23 protein-coding genes are annotated in these 25992 nt (G+C 38.7%); 15 read left to right on the forward strand and 8 right to left on the reverse strand.

Translation table 11 applies throughout. From position 1 onward, the window contains the following. Positions 1-92: 92 nt before the first annotated feature. From CNR22_17405 to CNR22_17435, 7 genes are all read left to right on the forward strand, one after another. Positions 93-1529 carry a tRNA (N6-isopentenyl adenosine(37)-C2)-methylthiotransferase MiaB gene (locus CNR22_17405; GenBank protein PBQ33477.1) on the forward strand — a complete coding sequence of 479 codons (1437 nt, stop codon included), beginning with the start codon at positions 93-95 and terminating at the stop codon, positions 1527-1529. A 94-nt stretch (positions 1530-1623) separates the two neighbouring features. Further along, the gene (locus CNR22_17410) at positions 1624-1983 is read left to right on the forward strand and encodes a four helix bundle protein (protein PBQ33478.1); all 360 of its coding nucleotides are present in this window, start codon (positions 1624-1626) and stop codon (positions 1981-1983) included. 70 nt (positions 1984-2053) lie between these two features. Continuing rightward, a complete protein-coding gene (locus CNR22_17415) occupies positions 2054-3280 on the forward strand; it encodes a sigma-54-dependent Fis family transcriptional regulator (protein PBQ33479.1) in 1227 nt (408 codons plus the stop codon). A gap of 43 nt (positions 3281-3323) precedes the next feature. Then, complete coding sequence (locus tag CNR22_17420) at positions 3324-3833, forward strand: hypothetical protein (GenBank protein ID PBQ33480.1); 510 nt, start codon at positions 3324-3326, stop codon at positions 3831-3833. A 5-nt stretch (positions 3834-3838) separates the two neighbouring features. Then, complete coding sequence (locus CNR22_17425) at positions 3839-4882, forward strand: hypothetical protein (protein PBQ33481.1); 1044 nt, start codon at positions 3839-3841, stop codon at positions 4880-4882. A gap of 110 nt (positions 4883-4992) precedes the next feature. Further along, the gene (locus CNR22_17430; protein PBQ33482.1) at positions 4993-5346 is read left to right on the forward strand and encodes a preprotein translocase subunit SecG; all 354 of its coding nucleotides are present in this window, start codon (positions 4993-4995) and stop codon (positions 5344-5346) included. A 75-nt stretch (positions 5347-5421) separates the two neighbouring features. Next, positions 5422-6693, forward strand: a complete 1272-nt coding sequence (locus CNR22_17435; GenBank protein PBQ33483.1) for an aspartate kinase — start codon at positions 5422-5424, stop codon at positions 6691-6693. A 61-nt stretch (positions 6694-6754) separates the two neighbouring features. Here CNR22_17435 and rfbB read toward each other — a convergent pair whose 3' ends face one another. From rfbB to CNR22_17455, 4 genes are all read right to left on the reverse strand, one after another. Further along, a complete protein-coding gene (rfbB, locus tag CNR22_17440; GenBank protein ID PBQ33484.1) occupies positions 6755-7807 on the reverse strand; it encodes a dTDP-glucose 4,6-dehydratase in 1053 nt (350 codons plus the stop codon). Positions 7808-7850: 43 nt separating this feature from the next. Then, on the reverse strand, positions 7851-9137 hold the full coding sequence (locus CNR22_17445; protein ID PBQ34940.1) for a UDP-N-acetyl-D-galactosamine dehydrogenase: 1287 nt from the start codon (positions 9135-9137) through the stop codon (positions 7851-7853). Positions 9138-9174: 37 nt separating this feature from the next. Then, entirely contained in the window at positions 9175-10209 is a 1035-nt protein-coding gene (locus CNR22_17450) for an oxidoreductase (GenBank protein PBQ33485.1), read from the reverse strand. A gap of 74 nt (positions 10210-10283) precedes the next feature. Then, on the reverse strand, positions 10284-10865 hold the full coding sequence (locus CNR22_17455; GenBank protein ID PBQ33486.1) for an N-acetyltransferase: 582 nt from the start codon (positions 10863-10865) through the stop codon (positions 10284-10286). A 120-nt stretch (positions 10866-10985) separates the two neighbouring features. Here CNR22_17455 and CNR22_17460 point away from each other — a divergent pair, with 120 nt between their 5' ends. Together CNR22_17460 and trxA are read left to right on the forward strand one after the other, a co-directional pair. After that, positions 10986-13670 (forward strand): hypothetical protein, encoded by a 2685-nt coding sequence (locus CNR22_17460; protein ID PBQ33487.1) that lies wholly within the window; start codon positions 10986-10988, stop codon positions 13668-13670. Between the two features lie 107 nt (positions 13671-13777). After that, positions 13778-14095, forward strand: coding sequence for a thioredoxin (trxA, locus tag CNR22_17465; GenBank protein PBQ33488.1), 318 nt, complete (start codon positions 13778-13780; stop codon positions 14093-14095). A gap of 72 nt (positions 14096-14167) precedes the next feature. Here the strand turns inward: trxA and CNR22_17470 are convergent, their stop codons facing one another. Further along, positions 14168-16267: a hypothetical protein gene (locus CNR22_17470; protein ID PBQ33489.1), complete on the reverse strand. Its 2100-nt coding sequence runs from the start codon at positions 16265-16267 to the stop codon at positions 14168-14170. A 177-nt stretch (positions 16268-16444) separates the two neighbouring features. Here CNR22_17470 and CNR22_17475 point away from each other — a divergent pair, with 177 nt between their 5' ends. Together CNR22_17475 and CNR22_17480 are read left to right on the forward strand one after the other, a co-directional pair. Then, positions 16445-18853: a transketolase gene (locus CNR22_17475; protein ID PBQ33490.1), complete on the forward strand. Its 2409-nt coding sequence runs from the start codon at positions 16445-16447 to the stop codon at positions 18851-18853. Between the two features lie 55 nt (positions 18854-18908). Continuing rightward, a complete protein-coding gene (locus tag CNR22_17480) occupies positions 18909-19493 on the forward strand; it encodes a hypothetical protein (protein ID PBQ33491.1) in 585 nt (194 codons plus the stop codon). Between the two features lie 77 nt (positions 19494-19570). Here the strand turns inward: CNR22_17480 and CNR22_17485 are convergent, their stop codons facing one another. Continuing rightward, a complete protein-coding gene (locus CNR22_17485; protein ID PBQ33492.1) occupies positions 19571-20842 on the reverse strand; it encodes an AAA family ATPase in 1272 nt (423 codons plus the stop codon). A 76-nt stretch (positions 20843-20918) separates the two neighbouring features. Between CNR22_17485 and CNR22_17490 the strand changes: the two genes are divergently transcribed. Together CNR22_17490 and msrA are read left to right on the forward strand one after the other, a co-directional pair. Further along, entirely contained in the window at positions 20919-21470 is a 552-nt protein-coding gene (locus tag CNR22_17490; GenBank protein PBQ33493.1) for a hypothetical protein, read from the forward strand. A 22-nt stretch (positions 21471-21492) separates the two neighbouring features. Continuing rightward, positions 21493-22167: a peptide-methionine (S)-S-oxide reductase gene (gene msrA / locus CNR22_17495; protein ID PBQ34941.1), complete on the forward strand. Its 675-nt coding sequence runs from the start codon at positions 21493-21495 to the stop codon at positions 22165-22167. Positions 22168-22286: 119 nt separating this feature from the next. Here msrA and efp read toward each other — a convergent pair whose 3' ends face one another. Further along, a complete protein-coding gene (gene efp / locus CNR22_17500) occupies positions 22287-22850 on the reverse strand; it encodes an elongation factor P (protein PBQ33494.1) in 564 nt (187 codons plus the stop codon). Positions 22851-22922: 72 nt separating this feature from the next. Further along, complete coding sequence (locus CNR22_17505; GenBank protein PBQ33495.1) at positions 22923-23894, reverse strand: acetyl-CoA carboxylase carboxyl transferase subunit alpha; 972 nt, start codon at positions 23892-23894, stop codon at positions 22923-22925. A 237-nt stretch (positions 23895-24131) separates the two neighbouring features. Between CNR22_17505 and CNR22_17510 the strand changes: the two genes are divergently transcribed. Together CNR22_17510 and CNR22_17515 are read left to right on the forward strand one after the other, a co-directional pair. Beyond that, complete coding sequence (locus CNR22_17510) at positions 24132-24944, forward strand: hypothetical protein (protein PBQ33496.1); 813 nt, start codon at positions 24132-24134, stop codon at positions 24942-24944. Continuing rightward, positions 24944-25990: a cytochrome-c peroxidase gene (locus tag CNR22_17515; protein ID PBQ33497.1), complete on the forward strand. Its 1047-nt coding sequence runs from the start codon at positions 24944-24946 to the stop codon at positions 25988-25990. Before CNR22_17510 ends, CNR22_17515 begins: the two co-directional genes overlap by 1 nt. Positions 25991-25992 lie beyond the last annotated feature (2 nt).

Raw genomic sequence — 25992 nt, forward strand, 5'->3', positions numbered from 1 at the left:
TCATTTTTAAATAACAATTTACAAGAATTTACGCTTAAAAACGTTAAAAATATGTCAAATTGTCACTTATTTAGTATTTTTGCCCCTTGAAAATGAATTCAGAGAATAAAATTATAGACGAAAAAGTTCAGGGAACACCTTTCATGGTCGAAACTAAAAATCCGGCAGGGAAGAAAATGTTTTTGGAAAGTTATGGTTGCCAAATGAATTTTGCGGATAGTGAAATTGTGGCTTCCATTTTAATGGATAAGGGCTATAGCACAACCAACAAATTTGAAGAGGCCGATGTTATATTTTTAAATACTTGTGCTATCCGCGAAAATGCGGAATTACGTGTGCGTAACCGTTTGAACGATTTTAAGAAAGCAAAAAAGGCAAATCCAAAATTATTAGTAGGCGTTCTTGGTTGCATGGCAGAGCGTTTAAAATCGCAATTTTTGGAACAGGAAAAACTGGTTGATATTGTTGTTGGTCCTGATGCCTACAGAGATTTACCCGGACTTATAGAAGAAGCAGAAGATGGACACAAAGCCATTAACGTTATATTAAGCAAAGAAGAAACCTACGCTGATCTTACTCCGGTGCGCCTTGGAAGCAATGGTGTAAATGCCTACATCAGTATTATGCGCGGTTGCGATAATATGTGTAGTTTTTGTGTAGTTCCGTTTACAAGAGGGCGCGAGCGCAGCCGGGATCCTGAGAGTATTGTGGCAGAAGCCGCAGATCTTTTCAGCAAAGGTTACAAAGAAGTTACCTTATTAGGTCAGAACGTAGACAGTTATCTATATACAGGTGGCGGATTAAAAAAAGAAACACTTACCGAGGAGCAAAAAGCAAGCTCCGTAAGTTTCGCTCAGTTACTGGAACGCGTGGCATTAGTAGATCCAAAATTACGTGTACGTTACTCTACATCACATCCAAAAGATATGACAGACGATGTACTCGAAGTCATTGCCAAATACCATAACATTTGTAATTACATTCACCTGCCGGTGCAAAGTGGAAGCAGCAGAATTTTAAACATGATGAACCGCGGTTATACGCGCGAATGGTATTTAGATAGAATGGCGGCCATTAACAGGATCATTCCTGGTTGCGGTATCAGTACGGATATCATTACCGGTTTTTGTTCAGAGACAGAAGAAGAGCATCAGGAAACTATCAGCTTAATGAAAGAAGTTCAATTCGATTACGCCTATATGTTTTCTTATAGCGAACGTCCGAAGACTCTTGCAGAACGTAAGTATGCGGATGATGTTCCGGAAGAAGTAAAAAGTCGTAGACTTGCTGAGATTGTTGAATTGCAAAGAAAGAATAGTGGAATCAAAACGCAGTTAGGATTGGGGAAAGTTCACGAAGTTTTAGTGGAGGGATTTTCGAAAAAATCGGATCAGGAATTGATGGGAAGAAATCCACAAAATACCGTAGTTGTTTTTCCAAAAGGAAATTATAAAAAAGGAGATTATGTGAATGTGCTGGTAACTAAGTGCACGACTAGTACATTGATAGGAGAGGCAGTAACAGAATAGGGAATCACGATTTAAGAGCCAAGAAGCAAGAAAGATTGTTTGACATAAAGTTTAAAACTCAATTAAAACGGATAATAACTAAAAATCATCGGTCATGGCGCACAACTTTTTAAATTTAATGATTTGGCAAAAATCAATGGACTTAACGGATTTGGTTTTCTTTTATAATAAAAATATGCCTTCAGATGAGCGGTTTAATCTGACAGATCAAATGAACAGAAGTTCTTGCTCCATTCCTTCAAACATTGCAGAAGGTTCAGGTAAAAGAACAAAGAAGCATTTTGCTGAATTTCTTTCTATCGCAATTTCTTCAGCTTATGAATTGCAAACTCAGTTATTGATTTGTCAAAGAAGAAATTATGGTAAAAAAGAAGAATTGGAGAAATGTTTAGTGTTAGTAGTTGAAATACAAAAAATGATTTTTTCATTTAAAGAAAAAATTGAAGGTAATTAATAACCAATGCAATCTTGAATCTTGATTCTATCTTCTTGATTCAGTATGGCGGTGGTTTAGAAATCTTAGAATGAATACTCAGGAATTAAAACAAAAATTCGGAATTATAGGAAATAATGTGTTGCTTGAACGTGCTGTAGATATAGCCCGCCAGGTAGCACCCACTGATCTTAACGTTGTAATAAACGGAGAGAGCGGAACTGGTAAAGAAGTATTTCCACAAATCATACATCAAAACAGTTCAAGAAAACACGGTCCGTATATAGCGGTTAACTGTGGTGCAATTCCCGAAGGAACAATAGACAGTGAATTATTCGGTCACGAAAAGGGAGCATTTACAGGAGCCACAGAAGCCCGTAAAGGTTATTTTGAGGTGGCTAACGGAGGAACTATTTTTTTAGATGAAGTAGGAGAGTTGCCGCTGGCTACACAAGCGCGCTTATTGCGTGTGTTGGAAAGCGGCGAATATATAAAAGTAGGAAGTAGTAAAGTTCAGAAAACAGACGTGCGTGTGGTAGCTGCAACTAATATTAATTTTTACCAGGCTTTGGAAAAAGAAAAATTCAGGGCCGATCTTTATTACCGCTTAAATACGGTTCCTATTTATCTACCGCCGTTACGTGAACGAAAAGATGATATCCATTTATTGTTTCGCAAATTTGCAAACGACTTTGCGGCTAAGTACAGCATGCCTGTATTGCGCCTGATGAGTGATGCGGAGCAAGTGCTTGTTAATTATTATTGGCCGGGAAATATACGCCAGTTAAAAAACATCGCAGAGCAGGTTTCCATTATTGAGAAAAGCAGGGAGATAAATGCCGAAACACTTTTAAAGTATTTACCCCAATATAATTCTACCAATGTGCCAACCGTTATGAAGACGGAACCTAGTTTCTCGAACTTTGAAAACGATCGCGAAATTATTTTTAAAGTGTTACGGGATAACCGCACCGAAATTAACGAATTAAAGAAAATCGTTTTTGACCTTGTATCGGGAAATGGGGGCAAAGTAAATAATGAAACTGTGCAGATTTTAAACAGACCTTACGAGTCGAATGAAAATCAGAACGCTTCTGGTACCGGACTTACTATTCATACACCATTAGGACTTCCAAACACCAATAACCCGCAGGTAATTGAAGTGGAAGAAACTCTCTCTTTGCAGGATAAGGAGATTGACATGATAAAAAAGGCGTTGCGTAAACACAAAGGAAAACGCAAAAACGCAGCAAAAGAATTAGGGATCAGCGAAAGAACACTTTATCGTAAAATAAATGAATATGCCATTGAAGAATAAATTTTCTTCAGCAAAATGATCTCAGTATATTTCAAAAGCAAAAATGAACCTAAGAATATTAAAATACGCGCTCTTTTTTTTAGTAGGAATTTTGTTTTCCTGCAAGCCACAGGTGTCGCTTAGCGGGGCTACTATTCCGGTAGAAGCGAAAACCGTGAGTGTTGGTTTTTTTACGAATAACACGAGTTTGGGTGCGCCCAGTTTATCGCAGCGTTTTACGGAACGTTTGCGCGATATGGTGTCACAACAAACATCACTCGCCCTGATGCCGAAAGACGGCGATTTGCAGTTCGACGGATATATCGCAGACTATCAGGTAACACCTGTAGCCATTCAGAGTAACGATCAGGCTAGTTTGAATCGCCTTACAATCAGTGTGCAGGTCATCTATCATAATAAATTTGATAAGACTAAAGATTTCGAGCAGTCTTTTGTACGCTACGCAGATTACTCCAGCGCTCTTAGCATTTCATCAAAAGAGGCCGAGCTTGTGCAGGAAATTTACAGGCAGATCACAGAAGATGTATTTAATAAAGCTTTTAATAACTGGTAATATAGATGCAGCCTGCCGAGCTTATAAAATACATTCAAAATCCTTCTTTGTTAGATAAAGAAAGTGTAAAACATCTTCAAAAACTAGTCCACGATTTTCCGTATTTTCAATCGGCACATGTTTTATTGAGTATGGCTTCCCGTAAATGGGACGCTTCTATTTATCAACAGAGCCTTAAAAAAACAGCGATAGTTACAACTAACCGCGCGCATTTATTTAAACTTATTCACCAGGTTGAAAATGAAGTTCCGGTAGCTAGTAGTAACCAGCAAGGTGAAGTTGTTGAGGCAAAACAGAAAGTTGACACTCACCAGGAAGATTCTAAACAAGAGCTCGACATTTTAAAGGCAACCGAAATTTCGACCGAACCAGTTATTGCCGTTAAAGTTGAGGAGCTGGAATCTGAACCACTTGAGAAAAAAGAAATTGAACAGGAAATAAAAGTAAAACCTGTTTTGAATGCAGAAGAAATCTTAGAACGTGAGATTGGTAAAGAGGTTGTAAATTCTTTTGTGGAGAAAGAAATTTTAAAAACACCCGAGCTAAATAAAACTCCTGTTAAAGTAGAAGATCCTGAAAGTTTTGCAGACTGGTTATCGTTTCTTAAAAAGAACAATGGTCAATCCTACAAACAAATTGAAGAGCAGGTAAGCTTTGAAAAGGCAAAACAGGATGCCAAACATACGCCGGTAGTTAAAGCCGAGAAAACTGCGGAAGTGCAGGAAAAAGACTCCGATAGTGTTGTAAATCCAAAAGAAGAAGTACAGGCCCGTAAGCTAAAGAATAAAGCTATTATTGATAAAATCATTGAAAGCAGTCCTGGAATTATCCGTCAGAAAGAAGAACAAAGATTTTATGCCCCTGATATTAAAGCTAAAGAAAGTCTGCTCGAGAACGAGCATTTGGTTACCGAGACGCTTGCTAAAATTTACGCTTTGCAGGGAAGTGTTAATAAAGCGATCCGCGCTTATGAGATCTTAAGTATAAAATCTCCCCAAAAAAGAGCCTATTACGATGGACTTATTCAAAAATTGAAGAATAATGCCTAAAAGCCTGAGAACCAAAGGTCCCGAATTGCTCAAAAAATTTGAAATTTCCAGAAAATGTGCTTACTTTGCACCTCTTATTAAATTTAATATAACCAATAAAAAATAACAACATGTTTTTCTCGATTATAACAATCATAGTTTGTGTATTACTAGTTTTAGTAATCTTAGTTCAAAACTCAAAAGGTGGTGGCATTCAAAGTCAGTTTGGTGCAGCTACACAAATTATGGGTGTTAAAAGAGGTACTGAATTTATTGAAAAAGCAACCTGGGGTTTAGCTATCGTATTAATCCTTTTAAGCGTTTTAATGTCACCACAAGGTACAGTTGTAGATACTACTTCTGAAGAAGGTGGATCAGTTGCAAAAAGAAAAGCTCAAACAGCTCCGGCATTGCCTGCACAACAACAGGCTCCTGCAGCTCAACCAGGTGCACAACCAGGCATGCCTGTTGAACCAGGAAAATAATTTTAATATGTAATTTCAAAAGCCATCCTTTTTGGATGGCTTTTTTGTTTTTATACCTTTGCTCAAAATTAAGTTATGCAGGTTTTTAAGTTTGGTGGTGCTTCGGTTAAAGATGCAGAATCCGTAAAAAATGTCTCTTCTATTTTAAAACGTTTTGCAAAAGAACCAACGGTTGTAGTGATTTCTGCAATGGGTAAGGTCACTAATAAGTTAGAAGAACTTACAAATGCCTATGTGCATAAATCTGGCTCCACAGAAACACTGCTTGAGGAAGTAAGGGAGTATCATGCGGATATTTTAAAGATTTTATTTCCTGATAAAAAACACAGCATTTACAACGATGTGGAAAATGTATTTGTAGAATTGTTATGGATTCTTGAAGAAGAGCCATCATTTTCCTATAATCATCATTACGATCAGATTGTTTCACAAGGGGAAATATTGTCTACCAGAATTGTCTCAGCTTACTTAAATACGGATGGCGTTAAAAATAAATGGCTCGACGCAAGGGGGATTTTGCAAACGGATAATTCTTACCGGGAGGGGAAAATAGATTATGACTTAAGTTCTACTTTAGTTCAGACGCAACTTTTACCTGCTTTAAAAACGAATGAAATGGTCCTTACACAGGGCTTTATTGGCGGCACTTCCGAAAATTTTACAACTACCTTAGGAAGAGAGGGAAGTGATTACACGGCAGCCCTGCTGGCTTATTTTACAGATGCCAGGCAGGTTGTAATTTGGAAAGATGTGCCGGGTGTTTTAAACGCAGATCCAAAATATTTTAAGAATACAAAAAAGATAGATGTATTAACCTATCATGACGCGATTGAGTTGACCTATTTTGGAGCGTCAGTTATTCATCCTAAAACAATTAAACCTCTGCAGAATAAAAATATTCCCCTGTACGTAAGGTCTTTTTTAAAGCCTGAAGAGCCTGGAACGCTTATTAAAGATGGCGAAAAAGGAAATACTATTACCAGTTATATTTTTAAAGAGAACCAACTACTTTTATCTATTCAACCTAAAGATTTCAGTTTCATAGCGGAAGATAACCTGAGCGGCATCTTTAATTTATTCTCCAAACACAATGTGCACATTCACATGATGCAGAATTCTGCCATTAGCTTTAGTGTTTGCACGGATAATGATATTCAAAAGATAGAGCCTTTAATAAACGATCTTCAGCAGCATTTTAAAGTTTTGTACAATACAGATGTGCAACTAATGACTATTCGTAATTACGACCAGGAAACCATTGCAAAACTGAGTGAGAACAAATTGATCTTAATAGAGCAGAGAAGCCGAAACACACATCAAATGGTTATGAAAGAGGAGCGCTCCTAGTTTTTGGTTTCTTGTTCCTGTTAAATTTAATCAGAAACAAGAAACCCGGAACAAAAACTCCTTAACGCTTTACGTATTGTGATTCGTAGTAATGTGCGTAGTTACCTGAAGTAACGTTATTTAACCACTCGTCGTTTTTCAAATACCAGTCTACAGTGCGGTCTAAACCTTGTTCGAATGTTACTGAAGGAACCCAGCCAAGATCTTCTTTTAATTTAGTAGCATCAATAGCATAACGCATATCGTGACCAGCACGGTCTTTTACAAACGTGATGAGTTTTTCATTAGTGCCTTCAGGGCGACCTAATTTTTTATCCATCACTTTACACAGCAAACGAATAACGTCAATGTTAGTCCATTCGTTGTGACCGCCAATGTTATAAGTACTTCCTAATTTTGCTTTGTGAAAAACAGTATCAATTGCCGTAGCGTGGTCCTCTACAAAGAGCCAGTCACGCACATTTTCACCTTTTCCATAAATAGGTAGAGGCTTATTCATTTTGATATTGTGAATGCAAAGGGGAATTAATTTTTCAGGAAAATGGTTTGGTCCGTAATTATTACTGCAATTTGAGATCACCACAGGTAAACCATAAGTGTCGTGGTAAGCACGCACAAAATGATCGCTGCTGGCTTTTGAGGCTGAGTAGGGACTATGTGGATCGTATGAGGTCTCTTCTGTGAACATTCCCGTTTCGCCCAGTGCTCCATATACCTCGTCAGTACTTACGTGATAAAATTTTGTGAATTTAGAAGTGTCTTCTTTGTAAAGTTCTTTCGCGGCGTTTAAAAGATTCACGGTGCCAATAACATTGGTCATCACAAACTCTAAAGGATTTGTAATGCTTCTGTCTACATGACTCTCTGCAGCGAGGTGAACTACTGCATTGTATTGCTCTTTTAAAAAGAGTGCATTTATAAAAGGAGCATCAACGATGTCGCCCTTAATAAATGTATAGTTCGGCTTATTCTCAATATCGGTAAGGTTTGCCAGGTTGCCCGCATAAGTTAGTTTATCTAAATTATGAATAGTGTAATCTGGATATTTGTTTACGAATAAACGCACCACGTGCGATCCGATAAATCCTGCTCCTCCTGTAATTAGAATCTTCATGCTTGTTGTTTTAACTTGTTAAACTTTAGGGCTCCTTTTTGTTTTATAAACTCCAGTAATTAAGAGTTTTTATTTTGTCTTTATAGATGCCTTTAACATCTACTAAAATTCCTTTTTTAGAAAGAATGGAGTCGAAGTATTTTTCATCAAGGGTTTTATATTCCTTATGATTTACGGCTACAATTACCCCGTCGTAACCTTTAGCGAGCTTATTTAAACCAAAACCATATTCGTGTTTTAATTCTTCAGAATCAGCATGTGGATCAACGATCTCTACCTTTACACCAAAAGACTTTAATTCTTTTACAATGTCAGCTACCTTACTGTTACGGATGTCGCTTACATCTTCTTTAAATGTAGCACCCATAACAAGGACTTTTGATTTTGAAATGTTTTTGCCGGCAGCAATGATTTTTTTAACGCAGGTTTTGGCGACATAAAATCCCATGCTGTCGTTTACGTAACGTCCGCTATTGATTACGCGTGCGTGGTAACCTAAAGATTCGGCTTTGTGAGTGAGGTAATAAGGATCAACACCAATGCAATGTCCACCTACTAAACCCGGAGAGAATTTTAAGAAATTCCATTTTGTTCCGGCCGCTGCTAAAACATCGTAAGTGTTGATATTCATTTTATTGAAAATGATCGAAAGCTCATTCATCAAAGCAATGTTTACGTCACGTTGGGTGTTCTCAATAATTTTTGCAGCTTCGGCTACTTTAATACTTGAGGCGCGGTGTGTGCCTGGTTCCACAATGATCTCGTAAGTTTTTGCAATGTTTTCAAGACTTTCTTTATCGCAGCCAGAAACGATTTTTAAAATTTTTGTAATGGTGTGTTCTTTATCACCCGGATTAATACGCTCAGGAGAATAACCTACTTTAAAATCTTTTACAAATTTTAGTCCTGAGTGTTGTTCTAAAACAGGAATACAATCCTCTTCCGTACAGCCCGGATAAACTGTAGATTCATAAACAACATAATCTCCTTTTTTAAGAACCTTCCCAACAGTAGTAGAAGCACCAATCAAAGGTTTTAAATCAGGTAAATTATGCTCATCAATCGGAGTAGGTACGGCAATAATAAAAAAGTTAGCTTTTTTTAAATCTTCAAGTTTATGTGTGAAAAGTATATCAGCGTTCGCGAAATCTTTTTTAGTGAGTTCGTTACTCGGATCAATTCCTTTTTTCATCATATCTACACGACCCGCATGAATATCGAATCCAATGACTTTGATTTTTTTTGCGAAAGCTAATGCAATAGGTAAACCTACATAGCCAAGGCCGATAACTGCTACCGTTGCTTCTTTTTTCAGTATTTTAGTATAGATGCTCATAAGAGGGAATAATTTTAAAAATGGGGTTTATTTATTTTATAACGTTAGTAGGTCTTAATGCGTAAATGCGTTCAATGATATCAACCACTTTTAATCCTTCAAGGGCATTGGTAGAAATCTTGTTGGTACCCTGTAAAGTACGTACAACATTCTCTATCACGCTGTGGTGATTGTTGGCCGAGCCCTTGTAGGAGCCGTAATCATTGGCAGGATTTGTTTCACCAAGAACGGGCATGGTATAATCTTTAATATTGCAAACCTCTATTTGGTCCATGTATTGACCTCCAACTTTCACGCTTCCTTTGCTGCCAACAATGGTAAGTGATGATTCCAGGTTTTTATCCCAAACGGCAGTAGAGTAGTTGATACAGCCCATTCCGCCATTCACAAAATCAAAGCTCACAAAACCACTGTCTTCAAAAGCCGTTGTTTTTTGATGATTAAAATCTGCAAATTTAGCCTGGATGTTTACAATATCACCAAAGATCCAATACATAATATCGATCCAATGACTGAATTGTGTAAACAAAGTTCCGCCATCCAGATTCTGAGTGCCTTTCCAGTTGCCTGGTTTGTAATAACGTTCGTCGCGATTCCAGTAACAGTTTAGCTGTACCATGTAAATATCGCCAATGATTTTATTTTCTACTACTTCTTTTAGCCAAACACTTGGCGGTGAATAACGGTTCTGCATCACACAGAAAACCGTTTTGTGATGATGCAAAGCAGAGTAAATAATTTTCTCACAATCAGCTTTACTAAGAGCCATTGGTTTTTCTACAACCACGTGTTTATTTTGTTCCAATGCGGCTAATGCGTGTTCGGCATGTAATCCATTGGGTGTACAAACATTTATAACTTCTACTTCAGGATGCGCCTCTAATAAATCAGGAACGGAAGTATAAAATTTTTCATTAAGGTTTTCTAATCCTAATTTTTCTTTTGGAAGCAGGTCGCAAACAGCAACAAGCTCGCAATCAGGGTTTCTTCTCACCATTTCAGCATGACGTTTACCAATATGTCCCTGCCCGATGACTGCGAATTTTATTTTATTTTTTTGCTCCATTTTATTCTATGAATACTATCACAATTGGTGATGAGTTAGTGTTTGTGACATCACAATTTGCGATGTCAAAGTAACTATGAAATACGCTTAACTAAATTATTTTCTAATTTATACTTCTGCCCGCTTTCTTTGCAGGTAGCATTTCCTTCTTTGTCAAAATCTAATTTATGTCCAAACTCGCTCATCCAACCGGTTTGACGGGAAGGGTTTCCAACAACTAAAGCATAATCAGGAACAGTTTTTGTAACTACTGCCCCGGCACCTATAAATGCGAACTGACCGATGTCGTGCCCGCAAACAATAGTAGCATTTGCTCCAATAGAGGCGCCTTTTCCAACATGTGTTTTTGCGTATTCCGCTTTACGGTTAACTGCACTTCTTGGATTGATGACGTTTGTAAAGACCATCGAAGGTCCCAAAAAAACATCGTCATCGCAAATAACGCCGGTGTAAATAGAGACATTATTTTGAACTTTAACATTGGCGCCAAGCACTACATCAGGAGACACCACCACATTCTGACCTAGATTGCAGTTTTTTCCCAATTTACAATTGGGCATTACGTGTGAAAAGTGCCAGATTTTTGTGCCTTCACCAATTTCACATCCTTCATCAATAATTGCCGTAGGATGCGCAAAATAATTTTTAGTCTCCATCTTTTTTTAGGAGTACAAAAGTAATAAAATAGCCCTGATGTAAAAATATAATTTACCTTAGGATGTGGCTGAAAATAAGGTCTTAAGATTATTTTAATATATTTGTAAACTTTAGAAATTATGAGCTTTAACTATAAAAAATACCTTCCGTATGCCGCAGCAATTGTGGTTTTTGCGATCATTACCTTAATATATTTTAAACCCCTGTTAAGCGGTAAAGAATTGAGGCAGGATGATATTGCCCGCCACAAAGGAATGAGCAAGGAAATATCGGACTTTAGAAAACAGAATAACGCAGAACCCTTGTGGACGAATTCCATGTTTGGAGGGATGCCGGCTTACCAGATCTCAACCAAATATCCAGGCAATTGGTTAGGGTTCCTGGACGGTACTTCTGAGCATTCCGGGTTATTCAAACTCTTTCTTCCAAAACCAAGCGGCTATTTGTTTTTGTATTGCCTTGGGTTTTTTATTTTGCTGTTGTGTCTGGATGTAGCGCCATGGCTGGCACTCTTGGGAGGAGCGGCTTATGCCTTTAGCTCCTATTTTCTGATCATTATTGAAGCAGGACATAACTCAAAAGCCAATGCTCTTGGGTATTTGCCAGCCCTAATTGGAGGCGTGATTCTTTTATTTAAAGAGCGTTATTGGCTGGGTATGGCAGTTACAGCCCTATTTACAGCGATGGAACTCAATGCTAACCACGTTCAAATTTCCTATTACGGCTATATTTTAATTGGTTTTATTGTTTTAGGCTATTTCTTCACAGCACTCAAAAACAAAGCAATGCCCTCGTTTTTTAAGGCCTGCGCACTCCTATTGCTAACCACGGTTATAGGATTTTTACCTAATGCCGGAAATCTTTTAAGCACGAACGAATATGGCAAATACAGCACCCGTGGTAAAACTGAATTAACAATCAAATCTAATATTAAAAAAGATAAAAAAAGCCTTGATGAGTCGCCCTCAGGTGGCAATGAAATAGCTTCTGAACCCTTAAAAGAACAGTACGAAAAAAATACGACTACAGGTCTGGATGCTGATTATGCCACTCAATGGAGTTATGGTATAGGAGAGACCTTTACGTTTTTAATCCCAGATTTTAAAGGAGGGGCAAGTGGGGCTATTGCTTCAGCAGATCCAAAAGCGCTTAAAAAAGTAAACCCTGAAATGCGTGAGGATGTGGCCCGTTCGAGCGCCTACTTCGGAGATCAGCCATTTACAAGCGGACCTGTTTACATTGGAGCAATCATTATGTTCCTGGCGTTCTTAGGGATGTTTATTGTTAAGAACCCTATTAAATGGCCCTTGTTTTTTGCCACACTTCTTACCATTGCCCTGGGCTGGGGAAGTAATTTTATGAGTCTGACCGATTTCTTCATGCACAACATTCCCGGGTACAATAAATTCCGTGCGGTAGCCATGATCATGGTGGTTGCAGAGCTTACTATTCCCTTGTTAGCTATATTGGCTGTTGCTGAAGTATTAAAAATAAAAAGCTGGGATCAAAAAATCTTCCTTCGCCTGATCAAAAAAGAAGTAGCACTTAAAAAATTAGTGATTATTTCTGCGGCTGTATTGGGAGGTTTTTGCATACTAGGCTATTTCGTTCCTGATCTTGTAAACACTTTTCACGCGTCTAATGAAGACAGAGATATGATCAGGCAGATTGCCCGACAAGGAACTTCGGAGGAGCAGGCGCGTCAATACGTGGGGCAAGTCCTGCCCGAAATCGAGAAAGCCAGAACTGCCATCTTTCAATCGGATGCTATTCGTTCTTTCATTTTTATCGCTTTAGGATTTCTGCTGATCTTCCTGTACTACACTAAAAAAATCAAAAGTGAATTATTTTTAGGGGTTCTCGGACTCTTTATCGTTATTGATCTTTGGACGGTTGATACGCGTTACCTGAATGCCAAGTCGTTCGTGAGCAAAGAGCAAAATGCAGAGATGATTGCGACAAAAACGCGCGCCGATGAGGAAATTCTAATGGATAAAACATTAGATTACCGTGTCTTAAATTTAAGTGTAAATACTTTTAACGATGCCTCCACTTCTTTTTACCATAAATCTATTGGTGGTTACCATGGAGCCAAACTTAAAAAATATGCTGAACTGATCGATTTTCAATTGGAGAACTCTTACAATCCTGATACGGAAATTCAAAGATTTTATAAAAATGCTGGTAAAGCTTTTCAGAGTGATAGCGCTACAGATGCTCTTCTTTCAAGCCTCCAGGTAATTAATATGCTTAACACCCGTTATTTTATTTTACCGGGTGGCGAAGGACGCGAAGAAATGCCTTTATTAAACAAAGCGGCAAATGGAAATGCCTGGTTCATCAAAAATCTGTTTGTAGTGCCCACTGCAGATGATGAAATTTTAGGTTTACGTAAACTCAATACAAAAACTCAGGCAATTACTACTGAGAAGTTTACAAAAACAGATAAATTAAATGCTGCTTATCCGGGCGAAGGTCGTATTAAACTTATCTCTTACCAACCCAACGATCTGGTTTATGAAAGCGAGGCTAAGCAGGATGAATTTGCTGTGTTTTCTGAGATATATTATCCCGAAGGATGGAATGCTTACATAGATGGACAGTTAAAACCACACATTTCTGTCAATTACATTTTACGAGGTATGAACATTCCGGCAGGTAAACACACCATCGAATTTAAATTCGAACCATCCACTTATACCAGGGCCAACACTATTGCGTTAATTGGTTCTATCCTTCTGCTGATAACGGTTGCGGCCGGAGTGTACTTTCACTACAAGAGGAACAATGTTATTGTTAGTTAAATGGCATATATTGTTGATTACGTCAGATAAATAACTGACAGAAAGACTCTAAATTTGATCTGGAACAGAAATTGTATAGTAATAAGCAATCATAAAAAAATAAAGTTATGGCATTAGAAATCACAGACGCAAACTTCGAAGAATTGGTTTTAAAAAGTGATAAACCAGTATTAGTAGATTTTTGGGCAGAATGGTGTGGACCATGTAGAATGGTTGGACCAGTAGTTGAAGAACTATCAAAAGAATACGAAGGTAAAGCAGTTATCGGAAAAGTTAATGTGGATTTAAATTCAAACATTAGCGCGAACTACGGAATCCGTAATATCCCAACACTTCTTTATTTTAAAAACGGTCAGTTAGTTGACAAACAAGTGGGTGTGGTTCCAAAATCAGCTTTAGCAGCTAAGTTGGACGCTCAAATGTAAAATCAAACATATCTTAATAAAAAATCCCGTCTCTAAAAAGGCGGGATTTTTTGTTTGTATACAGTCTGAGATTTAGTTGACAATAATTTTGCGACTCATCTTAACCCCATTCATTTCTAAATTAATAAAGTAAAGGCCAGGAGCTAATTCAGAATGCGTGTTTATTCGCAGCTCGTGTGCTCCCTGGTAATAGGTGCTTTGCGGCAGTGACAGCAGCTGGGTGCCGCTTAGAGAGCTTACAGTGTAACTTATTTTGGCGGGATCGGATAACTGAAAACTTAAATTAAACTCAGAAGATGAAGGATTGGGATAAACAGTTAAGTCTATAGCTTTTGTAAGTTCATTCATCCCAACAGGCGTTTGAAAGTTTACTTCATCCAGGTAAAAACGGTTGCCGTAGCCATTGCCACCAGCATCTTCCTGGAAATAAAAACGCAAGATTACATTCTCGTCGGATAGAAAGGGGAAGAATTGTGGTTGTTGTGTTAGAATTTTTTCTTTCCATTGTTCAGGCTCAGGATAAAATAATGCCGCGCTTATCCCTCCTGAATTTTGCGATAAAGTGGTGAGTGCGGGTGACCAAACATCCGTCCAGCTGCCACCGCAATTGCGACTTGCCTGCACTTTAAAAATATCTTTAGTGCTGTTGTATTTCATAGCGTAGGCATATTTGAAACTAAACTGTGCGCCCTGGTTGTGTTTAAAATCATAAGAAGGACTCTGAAGGATCTCTACAGAATTTGCACTCAAAAGTTCTCCCGGAACATACATGCCATTTGATCCTTGAGAAGCCTCAGTTATTACGGCCCATTTGTAGTTGGGGGTTGTGGGATTAATAACCGTCCAGTTTGCAGGGGGTGCCACCGAGGAGGCTTCGAAGCTTTCTGAACTACCCGAGTTTATTTGCGTAACCCCATCCGCTACTGTTATGGTAATAGTTTTTAAACTGCTGCCATTTGCATTCGCTACTAAACAACTAATGTGCGTTTGTCCGGTAGTTGTGAAAAGAACAGAAGTGGAAGACGCAGAACTGTTAGCAAGTATAGCGCCGTTATCAGCGCTCCACGAATAACTCGTTGGGGCTGCATTAAAGGTGAAACTTGACAAAGATAATGTTCTGCCCGAACAGGCTGTAAAAGACGGCGCCGCCACTATAGCATGGTCGGGAGCACAATTTGTTCCGGGATTTGTGACTCCGGTAGCCTGAAGATTCGTGGGAGCGGATAAATTATTTCTTCCGTTCACAACAGAGTTAACGCAGGTTTGCATCCTGTTAGATTGTCCAATAGTATACATCCTCTGGCAGTAGGCATATTCCATATAATTCTGAACGTTCTCCACAATGCCCTGGTTGCAAGGAGCAGAAGTGTTAAGGTTACAGGAAGTGTATCCCTTAGTAATGGGTGTATCGTTTACACCATCGTCTCCACAGGCCACTCCTGGAGAGTTGGTTCCTCCCCAAACATGATCCAGGTCAAACCAATGTCCCACCTCATGTGTCAGAGCTCTCGAAAGATAAGAACTACCAGTACCTATGCTTCCAACGTAATTACTTAAAATTACAATGGCATCCATTGCAGAAGGAACGCCTGAGCCAGGTAAATACGTGTATCCCGCAGCACCTGCAAACATAGACCTCACCACGTAAATGTTCAAATACTTATGCGGTGGCCAGGTGTAAGCATACTGAGAAAAATTTCCATTCCAATCGGTATTCGGGTCATAATGACGTATAATTCCATTAGTACAATTTCCATTAGGATCTTTAGTTGCCAGTACAAAATCAAATTGCGGATTTCCGATCAAGTGTTTAAACGGCCCCACCACACTTGACGTATCTGCGTTATTCGCATTAAAATCGCGAGTAAGAATATTTACCGCGTCAATAACCTGGGCATCTGAAATATTCTCACCAGTACCGGTATGTAAAATGTGGAATACCACCGGTATAGTGTAAACGCCTGCTGACAAGCTTTTTCCGGCAAGGTGCCCATTGGACTGAACGAGAACCTTGTCTTTTTCTGCCAGATTTTTTTTATGCTTTTCAAAATCTTCTTTTAATTCCGGATGCTTTGTAAACCATTCATTTTGTTTTTCAGTAGTATAACAAAAGTTTTGGGCCAATAGATTGCAGCCCAATATGCAAAGCAAGGATGAAAAGATTTTTTTCATGAACTAAAATTAAATTTTGTTTTTGAGGAGCATTAAAGATACTTAAAATTAAGGCAAGGTTATCGCTTTTTTACCTTTTGTGAATTTAGATAAGCCGCAAATAAAGGGCCACTAAAACCCCAAAATAGTTTTTTCAATTCCAGTCAATCTGTTATATTTGTAATAATATCATTTATCATGGGAAAACAAGACAGCGCAGCAAGGACAAGCAATTTAAGCTTCGAAGAATTTAAAACGATAGTACTTAGTGATTTTAAATTAGTGAACGAAAGTCGCCAGGCAAGTTTATTAGGAAGAAAAGAAGTGTTGACGGGAAAAGCTAAATTCGGAATTTTTGGAGATGGAAAAGAAGTAGCACAAGCTGCCATGAGCAAGGTATTTAAAAACGGCGATTTCAGAAGTGGTTATTACCGTGACCAGACTTTTATGTTTTCGATTGGAGCTTTAACCATTCAACAATGGTTTGCCGGGTTATACGGACATACAGATCTTTCTCACGAACCGATGAGCGCCGGGCGCCAGATGGGAGGTCACTTTGGTACGCATAGCCTTAACGAAGACGGAACTTTTAAAGCTCTTGTGAATCAAAAAAACTCAAGCAGCGATATTTCTCCAACAGGCGGGCAAATGCCGCGTTTATTGGGATTAGCCTATGCATCACATTTTTACAGAATAAACAAAGAGTTACAAACGGAACCTTTTACAAACTATAGTAACAAAGGAAATGAAGTAGCTTTTGGAACAATTGGTGATGCTTCAACAAGCGAAGGATTATTCTGGGAAACAATCAACGCCGCCGGAGTACTGCAGGTGCCAATGCTGATGAGTGTTTGGGACGATGGTCATGGGATTTCTGTTCCTAAAAAATATCAGACTACAAAAGAAAGTATCAGCGAAATTCTAAAAGGATTTCAAAGAGAAAACGGTGGAAAGGGATTTGAAATATTAAAGACCAAAGGATGGGATTATGCACATCTTTGCGAAACTTATGAAAAGGCGGTAAAGATCTGTCGTGAAGAACACGTACCTGTTCTTGTTCACGTAGAAGAAGTAACTCAGCCACAGGGGCACAGTACAAGCGGCTCGCACGAGCGTTATAAATCCAAAGAACGTTTAGACTGGGAAGTAGAGTTTGATTGTATTAAACAAATGCGTCAGTGGATCTTAACTAACGCGCTTGCTAATGAAGAAGAATTAGTGAAGATTGAAGAAGATGCAAAAGAGGCTGTTAAACAGGCGAAATCAGCAGCCTGGAGCAATTACCTTGATCCGATCAAAGCAGAGATAACCGAAGTAACAGCTATTTTTGATGAAATGGGTGGCGACGATATAGGAGCTATTAAGAAAGAATTACAAAGCATTAAAGAACCAAACAGAAGGGACATTCATTCGGCTGTAAAAAATGTTTTGAGAACCACATATAAAAACAGTTCGGCGGCAAGAGAAGCACTCATAAACTGGTTGGAAACTTCACGTCGTCAAAACAGTGACCGTTACAGTTCTCACCTGTATTCACAATCACCAATGAAAGTGCAGAATATTTCTACAAAAGCTGTAGAATATGGAGAAGATAAGGTAATGGATGGGCGTGAAATACTGCGTGAAAATTTTGACGCCATCCTTAAAAAATATCCGGAGGTAATGATCTTTGGTGAAGACTCAGGGAAAATCGGCGGGGTGAACCAGGGCCTGGAGGGTTTGCAGTTAAAATATGGCGAACACCGTGTTTTTGATACAGGAATTCGTGAAGCAACCATTATGGGGCAAGCTATAGGATTAGCACTGCGTGGACTCAGACCTATTGCCGAAATTCAATACTTAGATTATTTGTTATACGCTTTACAGCTGATGAGCGATGATCTTGCAACTTTACAGTGGCGCACAAAAGGAAAACAAAAGGCTCCTGTACTAATCCGTACCCGTGGACACAGGCTCGAAGGCGTTTGGCACAGTGGCTCGCCAATGGGAATGATAGTGCATGCCTGCCGTGGTATAAACGTTTGCGTGCCGCGCAACATGACCATTGCGTCTGGTTTTTATAACACTTTACTTGAGGCGGATGAACCAGCATTAGTTATCGAACCTTTAAACGCTTACCGTTTAAAAGAAAAACAACCTTCTAATTTTGGAGAATACAAAGTTGCTTTGGGCGTTCCTGAAATATTAACTGAAGGAAAAGACGTGACATTGGTAACTTATGGCAGTTCGGTTCGTATTGCGCAGGAAGCTTTAAAACATTTGGAAAAACATGGCATTTCAGTAGAACTTATCGATGTGCAAACGCTTATTCCTTTCGATATACATAAAAGCTTAGTTGAATCTGTTAAAAAGACTAACAGGCTAGTGGTTTTAGACGAAGATGTTCCGGGTGGAGCAAGTGCTTATATTTTGCAAAAAATCATGGAAGAACAAGGTGCTTATAAATTTCTTGATTCGGCACCCCTTACAATTGCTTCAAAAGAGCATAGGCCGGCTTATGGCAGTGATGGCGATTATTTCAGTAAACCGAATGCAGATGATGTTTTTGATATGATTTACCGACTTATGCACGAGAGTAACCCTGCGCAATTTCCGGTGATTTATTAAAAAAAACTGTATTTTCGTAGCCTTAAATTATACCGAGGTATATTACACAAAAACAATGGCAAAGAATTTTAAACTAAACATCCTTATTGCGGCATTTATTTTTATTTCTTCGTTTGCTTTCGCACAAACGCCTGAGCCTGCGAAACAAGAAGATGAGTTTGCGAATAAAAAAGTAGAAACCAAAATAACGGAAGTTATTCCGACAGATTCATTAGCCGGCGGCGAACTTGTAAAGCGTGCTGTAGCCTGGATAAAAGTTGAAAGTCTGAAGTATAAAAAATCTGCAGGAACCACAACGGGAACTAAAGTGGAATGTGTTGCCAGTTTTCCGGTAAAACCTAAAGAGCTTAATCCGCAGGTAGATTACACCGGTAAAGTTACCATGAAAGTGGTGATCGAATGCAAAGACAGTAAGTACCGTTACACCATCTCTGATATTAAACACATCAGTAAAAGTGGAAATGTTAACGGCGGAAGCGTTGATAACGTGGTTCCTGATTGCGGAAGCATGGGCATGAACGATATTATTTGGAAAAGATTAAAGGGCGAGATGATGCGCGGCGCAGGTCTTGTTGCGAGTGATTTAAAAGTCGGGATGTCTGTTATAGCTACCGATAAAAAGGCCGAAGACGAGTGGTAATTATAGGTAATGCTGCAAAGCGGCAAATGTTTCTTTTTACACACATTGTCCATCTCACTTCCTACACTTTCCATTAGTTAATACCCATACTTCTCCTGCCACAACTTTTTGAGATAAGCCCTCTGTTCTGCTTCACGCGCGTTGTTACCGGGCTCATAAAATTTTTTCCCGCTTAATTCTTCAGGTAAAAATTCTTGTTCTGCAAAGTTGTTTTCAAACGAGTGAGCGTATTTGTAATCTTTTCCATAATCAAGATTCTTCATGAGTTTTGTAGGAGCATTTCTCAATTGTAAAGGCACAGGAAGATCGCCGGTTTGATCTACGGCAGCAGAAGCTTCTGCAATACCCATGTAGCTGGCGTTGCTCTTTGCACTGCAGGCTAAGTAAGTAACGCACTGCGCAAGGATAATCCTGGCTTCAGGCATGCCGATTACTTTTACCGCGTTAAAACAATTATTGGCAAGCAATAAAGCATTCGGATTTGCATTACCAATATCCTCACTCGACAGGATTAAGAGTCTTCTGGCTATAAAAGAAGGATCCTCACCGCCTTTTAGCATGCGCGCAAGATAATAGAGCGCGGCGTTGGGATCACTTCCCCTGATTGATTTTATAAACGCAGAGATAATATCGTAATGTTGTTCTCCATTTTTATCATATAAAGCAAGGTTTTGTTGAATGGTATTTAAAACAAGTTCGTTGGTTATAATAATCTCGGCTGAAGCAGAACTGTTTACTACAATTTCAAGAGCATTTAAAAGTTTCCGCGCGTCTCCGCCACTTACCCGCACTAACGCCTCATGCTCTTGTAGATCGATTTTTTTCGCAGACAAATACTCATCATCACGGATAGCGTTCTGTAAAAGACTTACAAGTTCTTGTTCTTCCAAAGATTTTAAAACATAAATCTGACAGCGCGATAATAAAGCGGGAATTACTTCAAAAGAAGGATTTTCTGTAGTGGCGCCGATTAAAGTCACCACACCTTTTTCTACCGCACCTAACAGCGAATCTTGTTGCGATTTGCTAAAACGGTGAATCTCATCTATAAATAAAACAGGTTTACTTTGATTAAATAAATTATTGTCGCTTGCCTTTTCAATCACTTCACGCACATCTTTTACCCCGCTGTTAATAGCACTTAACATGTAAAATGGTCGTTTTAATTCTGCAGCAATAATAAGTGCCAGAGAGGTTTTACCAACACCCGGAGGACCCCATAGAATAAGGGAAGGCAACAGGTTTTGTTTTATGGCGCTGCGCAGGGCGCTGTTTGAACCTATGATGTGTTGCTGACCTATATACTGGTCGAGGGTTTTGGGGCGTATACGTTCGGCTAAAGGCTGCATTTATATTAATTATATTTAACGGTTAAGTAAATAATAAATTCCTATTTTTACGTATAAAATTTCTACAAAAATTGTTATGAGTAAATTAAAAGCAACTTCTTTCCGAACGGGCGTTTTGGGTATTGTTCTCTTATTAACCCTTGCAGCATTTAAAGGTGAGAAAGATTCTTTACATAAAAGAACTTTTAACATCATGTTGGATGAATTGAAAGATGGAGTTCCCGTAAAAGCGGGGAAAAAAGGGATTGCCGATAAATTTTATTTTAAAGAAGGGAAAGTTTTCAGCGATTTTTTAAATGAAAAATTTGGTTACAAATGGATGCGTTACCGTATTAACAAAGATTCTATTTTTACCGATTCTACAGACACAGAAGTACGTTGGTTAGAAGTTGAGTCGTCAGCAACCAACGAAGACAATCAAACAGTGATGATAAATTTTACTTCAGTTGAATGGGATCTGGATGGAACTGTCAAGATTACAAAAAACGATAAGATTAAAAAATACTATGATATTGTTGGACGCGAAAAAGGCGGAAAGCCTAAGAAGCCAAAAAAACCAAAAGCGAATAAAGTTTTTGAAATTGTTGAGCCAGGAACAGAACCAAGCACTGAGGAAAATCGTAAGTAAGAGCATGAAAAACCTATCAGGCATAAAAATAGCTGTAACGATGGTTGCAGCTATTTTTTTTATCACCGCATGCGGACAGAATAAACCACAGGAAACAAAAAAACTAAGTATGAAAACAGAAGAAACAAGCACTAAAACCCCAAACATTCCGGCCATAAATTCAGGCATAGATACAGCAACTTTCGGAGCAGGTTGTTTCTGGTGCATCGAAGCAGTATTTCAACGTCTGAATGGCGTAATTAGCGTAAAGAGTGGCTACAGTGGGGGACATGTGAAAAATCCATCGTATCGCGAAGTTTGTAATGGAACAACAGGACATGCTGAGGTAGCGGAGATCGTATACGATAAAAGTAAATTGAGCTTTGATGAATTATTAGAGGTTTTTTGGAAGACTCACGATCCAACTACTCTAAATCAACAAGGTAATGATCACGGAACCCAATACCGCTCGGCTATTTTTTATCATACGCTTGAGCAGAAAGAAAAAGCAGAGAAATATAAAAACGAATTAAATGCGGCAAAGGTTTATCCTGATCCCATTGTTACAGAGATAGTTCCTTTTGAGAAATTTTACGTGGCAGAAGACTACCATCAAAATTATTACAATCAAAATGGCGAACAGGGCTATTGCAAATTTGTAATTCAACCAAAGGTGGAGAAATTTGAAAAGATCTTTAAAGATAAGATGAAGCACTAAGGGGTTTCGGGATATTTATTCGGATTGTTATTAATTAAAAAAGCGGAAGAGACATCTTCCGCTTTTTGTTTTAAAATCCTAAGTCTAATCTATTGCTTAAAAACTATTAACTATAAAACTTATTTCTTAATACGTTCAACATATTCACCTGTGCGGGTGTCGATTTTCACCCAGTCGCCTTCGTTTAAAAATAAAGGAACACGAATTTCTGTACCGGTATCAATTTTTGCAGGTTTTAATGTGTTAGTCGCTGTATCGCCTTTTAATCCTGGTTCTGCATAGGTAATCTGAGCCTCTACAAAAGTCGGAGCTTCAGCGAGGATAGCATCATCGCCTTCAAAGCTGATCTTTACTTCCATACCTTCTTTTAAGAAACGTCCGCTATCACCAAACATTAACAAAGGAATATGCACTTGTTCAAAAGACTCATTATCCATTACCACAGCAAATTCTCCTTCGGTATAAATAAATTGCATCATGCGAAATTCCACACGTACAACTTCTACGCTTTCACCGCTTCTGAAACGGTTTTCTGTTTGTTTGCCATTTTTTAAGTTACGCATTTTAGCCTGGTAAAAAGCACGTAAGTTACCGGGAGTGCGGTGTTGGTAGTCTGTAATTTGAACCAGTTCTCCGTTAAAGCGGATGATTGAACCTACATTGATGTCGCCTGTATCTGCCATGTTTTTTTATTTTAATTTTTATTTATTCCCGATAGCTATCGGGGTTAAGCTTTATGATATTAATTTTTCTAATTAGAGATCCTCTTCAGAAAGGTCGTGAACTACCCCCATTGCTGAGAATTTTTCAATACGTTGATCTATGCGTTCCTCTGGTTTTAATTTCCCCAAAGTTGCCAGATGTTTTTTAATTTCTTCTTTTACGGTTGCAAAAATCAGTTCATGGTTGCGGTGAGCTCCTCCAAGGGGTTCAGGGATGATGCCATCAATCAAACCATTTTTACTCATGTCGTGCGAAGTTAATTTTAATGCTTCAGCGGCTTTTTCTTTAAAGTTCCAGCTTCTCCATAAAATAGACGAACAAGATTCGGGAGAAATTACAGAGTACCAGGTGTTTTCCAACATTAAAACCTTATCGCCAATACCAATTCCCAATGCACCTCCACTGGCTCCTTCGCCAATGATAATGCAAATTACCGGAACCTTTAACTGAACCATTTCCAAAAGATTACGGGCAATGGCTTCTCCTTGTCCGCGTTCTTCAGCTTCCAGCCCGGGATAAGCACCCGGTGTATCAATAAAAGTAACGATGGGTTTATTAAATTTTTCAGCCATTTTCATAAGACGTAGGGCCTTACGATAGCCTTCGGGGTTGGCCATTCCAAAACGTCTGATCTGGCGCATTTTTGTATTGATACCTTTTTGCTGACCTATGAACATTACTGTTTGTCCGTCAATCTCTCCAAATCCACCAACCATAGCTTTGTCATCGCCCACAGTTCTGTCGCCATGCAGCTCCATAAAACTTTTGTTGGAAACCGCATCTATATAAGCTAAAGTGTAGGGTCTTTCAGGATGACGGCTTACCTGTACTCTTTGCCAGGCGCTCAGGTTCGAATAAAGTTCCTGCGTCTTCTCGTCCATGTGCATTTCCAACTCTTTGATTTTGTCCGATAAATCAACTTTGCTTTTAGAAGCTACTTCCTTAAGCTTTATTAATTCGGCTTCCATCTCCTGAATTGGCTTTTCAAAATCCAAATACGTCATTCTTTATTTTAAATTAGTTAGGGCGCAAAGATAGAAATTTTTAAAAAATAGGGCGGGTTCTGTTACAGGCTTAAAATACTGATAATCAGTATACAAAGAAAAAGAATTAAAAAGCTTGACGTGCTTAGAGCATAATTTGAAACCACTTAAGCAATAAGACCTGCAACTTATCAAACATTTAGCTCCGATAATTGTACTCAGGTATTTTTTTAAGTATCTTTATAAATCTCTTATTCTATGAAAAATTTATTCAAAGTTATCGTGTTTGTGCTTCCTGCAATGTTGGTGTTTCCTTCTTGCGAAAAAGATAAAAAAACAGTTGAAGACCCTGGAGTGCCAGCGCCAATAGCTGGAGGATCTTCCACAATTTCGGCAACCGGTACCATGAAGGTTGAGTTTCATAATATGGTGGATTCTGATCCATTAGAGTATGGTAAGATGTATAAAAATCCACATGGTGATCCTTATACCATTAGCAAATTCAATTATTATATCAGCAACATTGTTCTTACTAAAAATGATAATTCAAAAATCACAATTGCCAATCAATACCAGATAATCGAGCAGGCAGATGATACAACGCGCACAATTAAACTAAAAGGTGTTCCCGAAGGTTCTTATAAGGCAATTCGTTTGATTTTAGGTGTTGACAGTGCGCGCAATAAATCAGGGGCGCAGTCTGGTGGTCTTGACGTTAATTATGCTTCTGATATGTACTGGGGCTGGAACCAGGGTTATATTTTTCTGAAGTTAGAAGGTACATCCGATTCGTCAGCTACAAAAAGTATTACTTTTCACATGGGTGGGGCAAGCGGTGTCTATAAAACACAGCGCGAAATAAATATCGATTTTGTAGCAGCTGAGGCAAATGTTACAAAGACTTCTACACCGACATTGCATTTGAACGTAGATGTAAATGAGATGTTTAAAAGTCCGGCTTTAATAGCTTTCTCTGTAAATTCGAACGCGCAATCAGCAGGCACAAAGATCGCAAAAACCATCGCTGATAATTATGCGGATATGATTAAATACGGTAGTATCAAAAATTAATGATCAAAAAATTCATACTTGCATCTCTTCTTATAGTTTCAGTGATTTCCTGTAAAGTAGATCCTAAAATTCCTGTTGCCGACAACCTTGTACTAACCGTGCCTGAAGGGTGGCCGCAACCGCATTATAATTTTGAAGAGAATCCGATTACGCAGGATCGTTTTATTTTAGGCCGTGCTTTATTTTATGAGCCCATGCTGAGTGTTACAAACTCTATATCCTGCGGCACTTGTCACCAGGACTTCGCTGCGTTTGCCAATAAAGGTCATATTACAAGTCACGGGGTGGTTGTAGATGGCGTGGAGCGCGAGGGTACACGAAACAGTCCCGGACTTTTTAACCTGGCGTGGCATCCCACCTTTATGTATGATGGAGGAAGTAGTCACATTGAGTTACAGCCTGTAGCTCCCATTACCAACACGCTGGAAATGGCAGAACAGATTCCTTCGGTAATTGCTAAGTTGCAGTCTTCACAAAAATACCGCAGCCTTTTTAAAAATGCTTATGGTGATGAAGTTATAACAGGTCAGAGACTTTTAAAATCTTTGGCTCAGTTTATGGGATTAATAACTTCTTCAAACAGTAAGTTCGATCAGTATAAACGTCACGAAAAAAATGTTCAGTTAACTTCTGAAGAAGAAAGAGGATATGGCTTATTTCAGGCTAATTGTGCTTCGTGTCATAAAGAACCGTTATTTTCGGATTTTGAGTTCAGGAGTAATGGCTTAGCGATTAGCCGGGTTTACAAAGATAGTGGCAGGGCTCATGTAACATCACTTCCTGAAGACCGTTATAAATTTAAAACGCCAAGTCTTCGTAACGTGGCGCTTACTGATCCTTATATGCACGATGGGCGTTTCGCTACTTTAGAACAATGCCTCGATCACTATACCAATCCGGCGAAGCAGACAGAGAATCTTGATCCGTTATTAAAAAATCCTCTGCCTCTTACTCCACAGGATAAAAAAGATATCATTTCCTTTCTGCATACCCTCAGCGATTTTGAATTGATAAAAGATCAGCGTTTTGCAGATCCTAATCACTAAAA

Source organism: Sphingobacteriaceae bacterium, from assembly GCA_002319075.1.
GTDB lineage: Bacteria > Bacteroidota > Bacteroidia > B-17B0 > Aurantibacillaceae > Aurantibacillus.

What these genes read in the sequence shown, in the direction of transcription:
- CNR22_17460 (PBQ33487.1), top strand. Translation starts at nt 10,986, where the DNA reads ATGAGCTTTAACTATAAAAAATACCTTCCGTATGCCGCAGCAATTGTG.
- efp (PBQ33494.1), bottom strand. Translation starts at nt 22,850, where the DNA reads ATGGCAGATACAGGCGACATCAATGTAGGTTCAATCATCCGCTTTAAC.
- CNR22_17455 (PBQ33486.1), bottom strand. Translation starts at nt 10,865, where the DNA reads ATGGAGACTAAAAATTATTTTGCGCATCCTACGGCAATTATTGATGAA.
- CNR22_17490 (PBQ33493.1), top strand. Translation starts at nt 20,919, where the DNA reads ATGAGTAAATTAAAAGCAACTTCTTTCCGAACGGGCGTTTTGGGTATT.
- CNR22_17485 (PBQ33492.1), bottom strand. Translation starts at nt 20,842, where the DNA reads ATGCAGCCTTTAGCCGAACGTATACGCCCCAAAACCCTCGACCAGTAT.
- CNR22_17425 (PBQ33481.1), top strand. Translation starts at nt 3,839, where the DNA reads ATGCAGCCTGCCGAGCTTATAAAATACATTCAAAATCCTTCTTTGTTA.
- CNR22_17430 (PBQ33482.1), top strand. Translation starts at nt 4,993, where the DNA reads ATGTTTTTCTCGATTATAACAATCATAGTTTGTGTATTACTAGTTTTA.
- CNR22_17435 (PBQ33483.1), top strand. Translation starts at nt 5,422, where the DNA reads ATGCAGGTTTTTAAGTTTGGTGGTGCTTCGGTTAAAGATGCAGAATCC.
- CNR22_17515 (PBQ33497.1), top strand. Translation starts at nt 24,944, where the DNA reads ATGATCAAAAAATTCATACTTGCATCTCTTCTTATAGTTTCAGTGATT.
- CNR22_17415 (PBQ33479.1), top strand. Translation starts at nt 2,054, where the DNA reads ATGAATACTCAGGAATTAAAACAAAAATTCGGAATTATAGGAAATAAT.
- CNR22_17405 (PBQ33477.1), top strand. Translation starts at nt 93, where the DNA reads ATGAATTCAGAGAATAAAATTATAGACGAAAAAGTTCAGGGAACACCT.
- CNR22_17450 (PBQ33485.1), bottom strand. Translation starts at nt 10,209, where the DNA reads ATGGAGCAAAAAAATAAAATAAAATTCGCAGTCATCGGGCAGGGACAT.
- CNR22_17420 (PBQ33480.1), top strand. Translation starts at nt 3,324, where the DNA reads ATGAACCTAAGAATATTAAAATACGCGCTCTTTTTTTTAGTAGGAATT.
- CNR22_17470 (PBQ33489.1), bottom strand. Translation starts at nt 16,267, where the DNA reads ATGAAAAAAATCTTTTCATCCTTGCTTTGCATATTGGGCTGCAATCTA.
- CNR22_17480 (PBQ33491.1), top strand. Translation starts at nt 18,909, where the DNA reads ATGGCAAAGAATTTTAAACTAAACATCCTTATTGCGGCATTTATTTTT.
- CNR22_17505 (PBQ33495.1), bottom strand. Translation starts at nt 23,894, where the DNA reads ATGACGTATTTGGATTTTGAAAAGCCAATTCAGGAGATGGAAGCCGAA.
- CNR22_17510 (PBQ33496.1), top strand. Translation starts at nt 24,132, where the DNA reads ATGAAAAATTTATTCAAAGTTATCGTGTTTGTGCTTCCTGCAATGTTG.
- trxA (PBQ33488.1), top strand. Translation starts at nt 13,778, where the DNA reads ATGGCATTAGAAATCACAGACGCAAACTTCGAAGAATTGGTTTTAAAA.
- CNR22_17410 (PBQ33478.1), top strand. Translation starts at nt 1,624, where the DNA reads ATGGCGCACAACTTTTTAAATTTAATGATTTGGCAAAAATCAATGGAC.
- rfbB (PBQ33484.1), bottom strand. Translation starts at nt 7,807, where the DNA reads ATGAAGATTCTAATTACAGGAGGAGCAGGATTTATCGGATCGCACGTG.
- CNR22_17475 (PBQ33490.1), top strand. Translation starts at nt 16,445, where the DNA reads ATGGGAAAACAAGACAGCGCAGCAAGGACAAGCAATTTAAGCTTCGAA.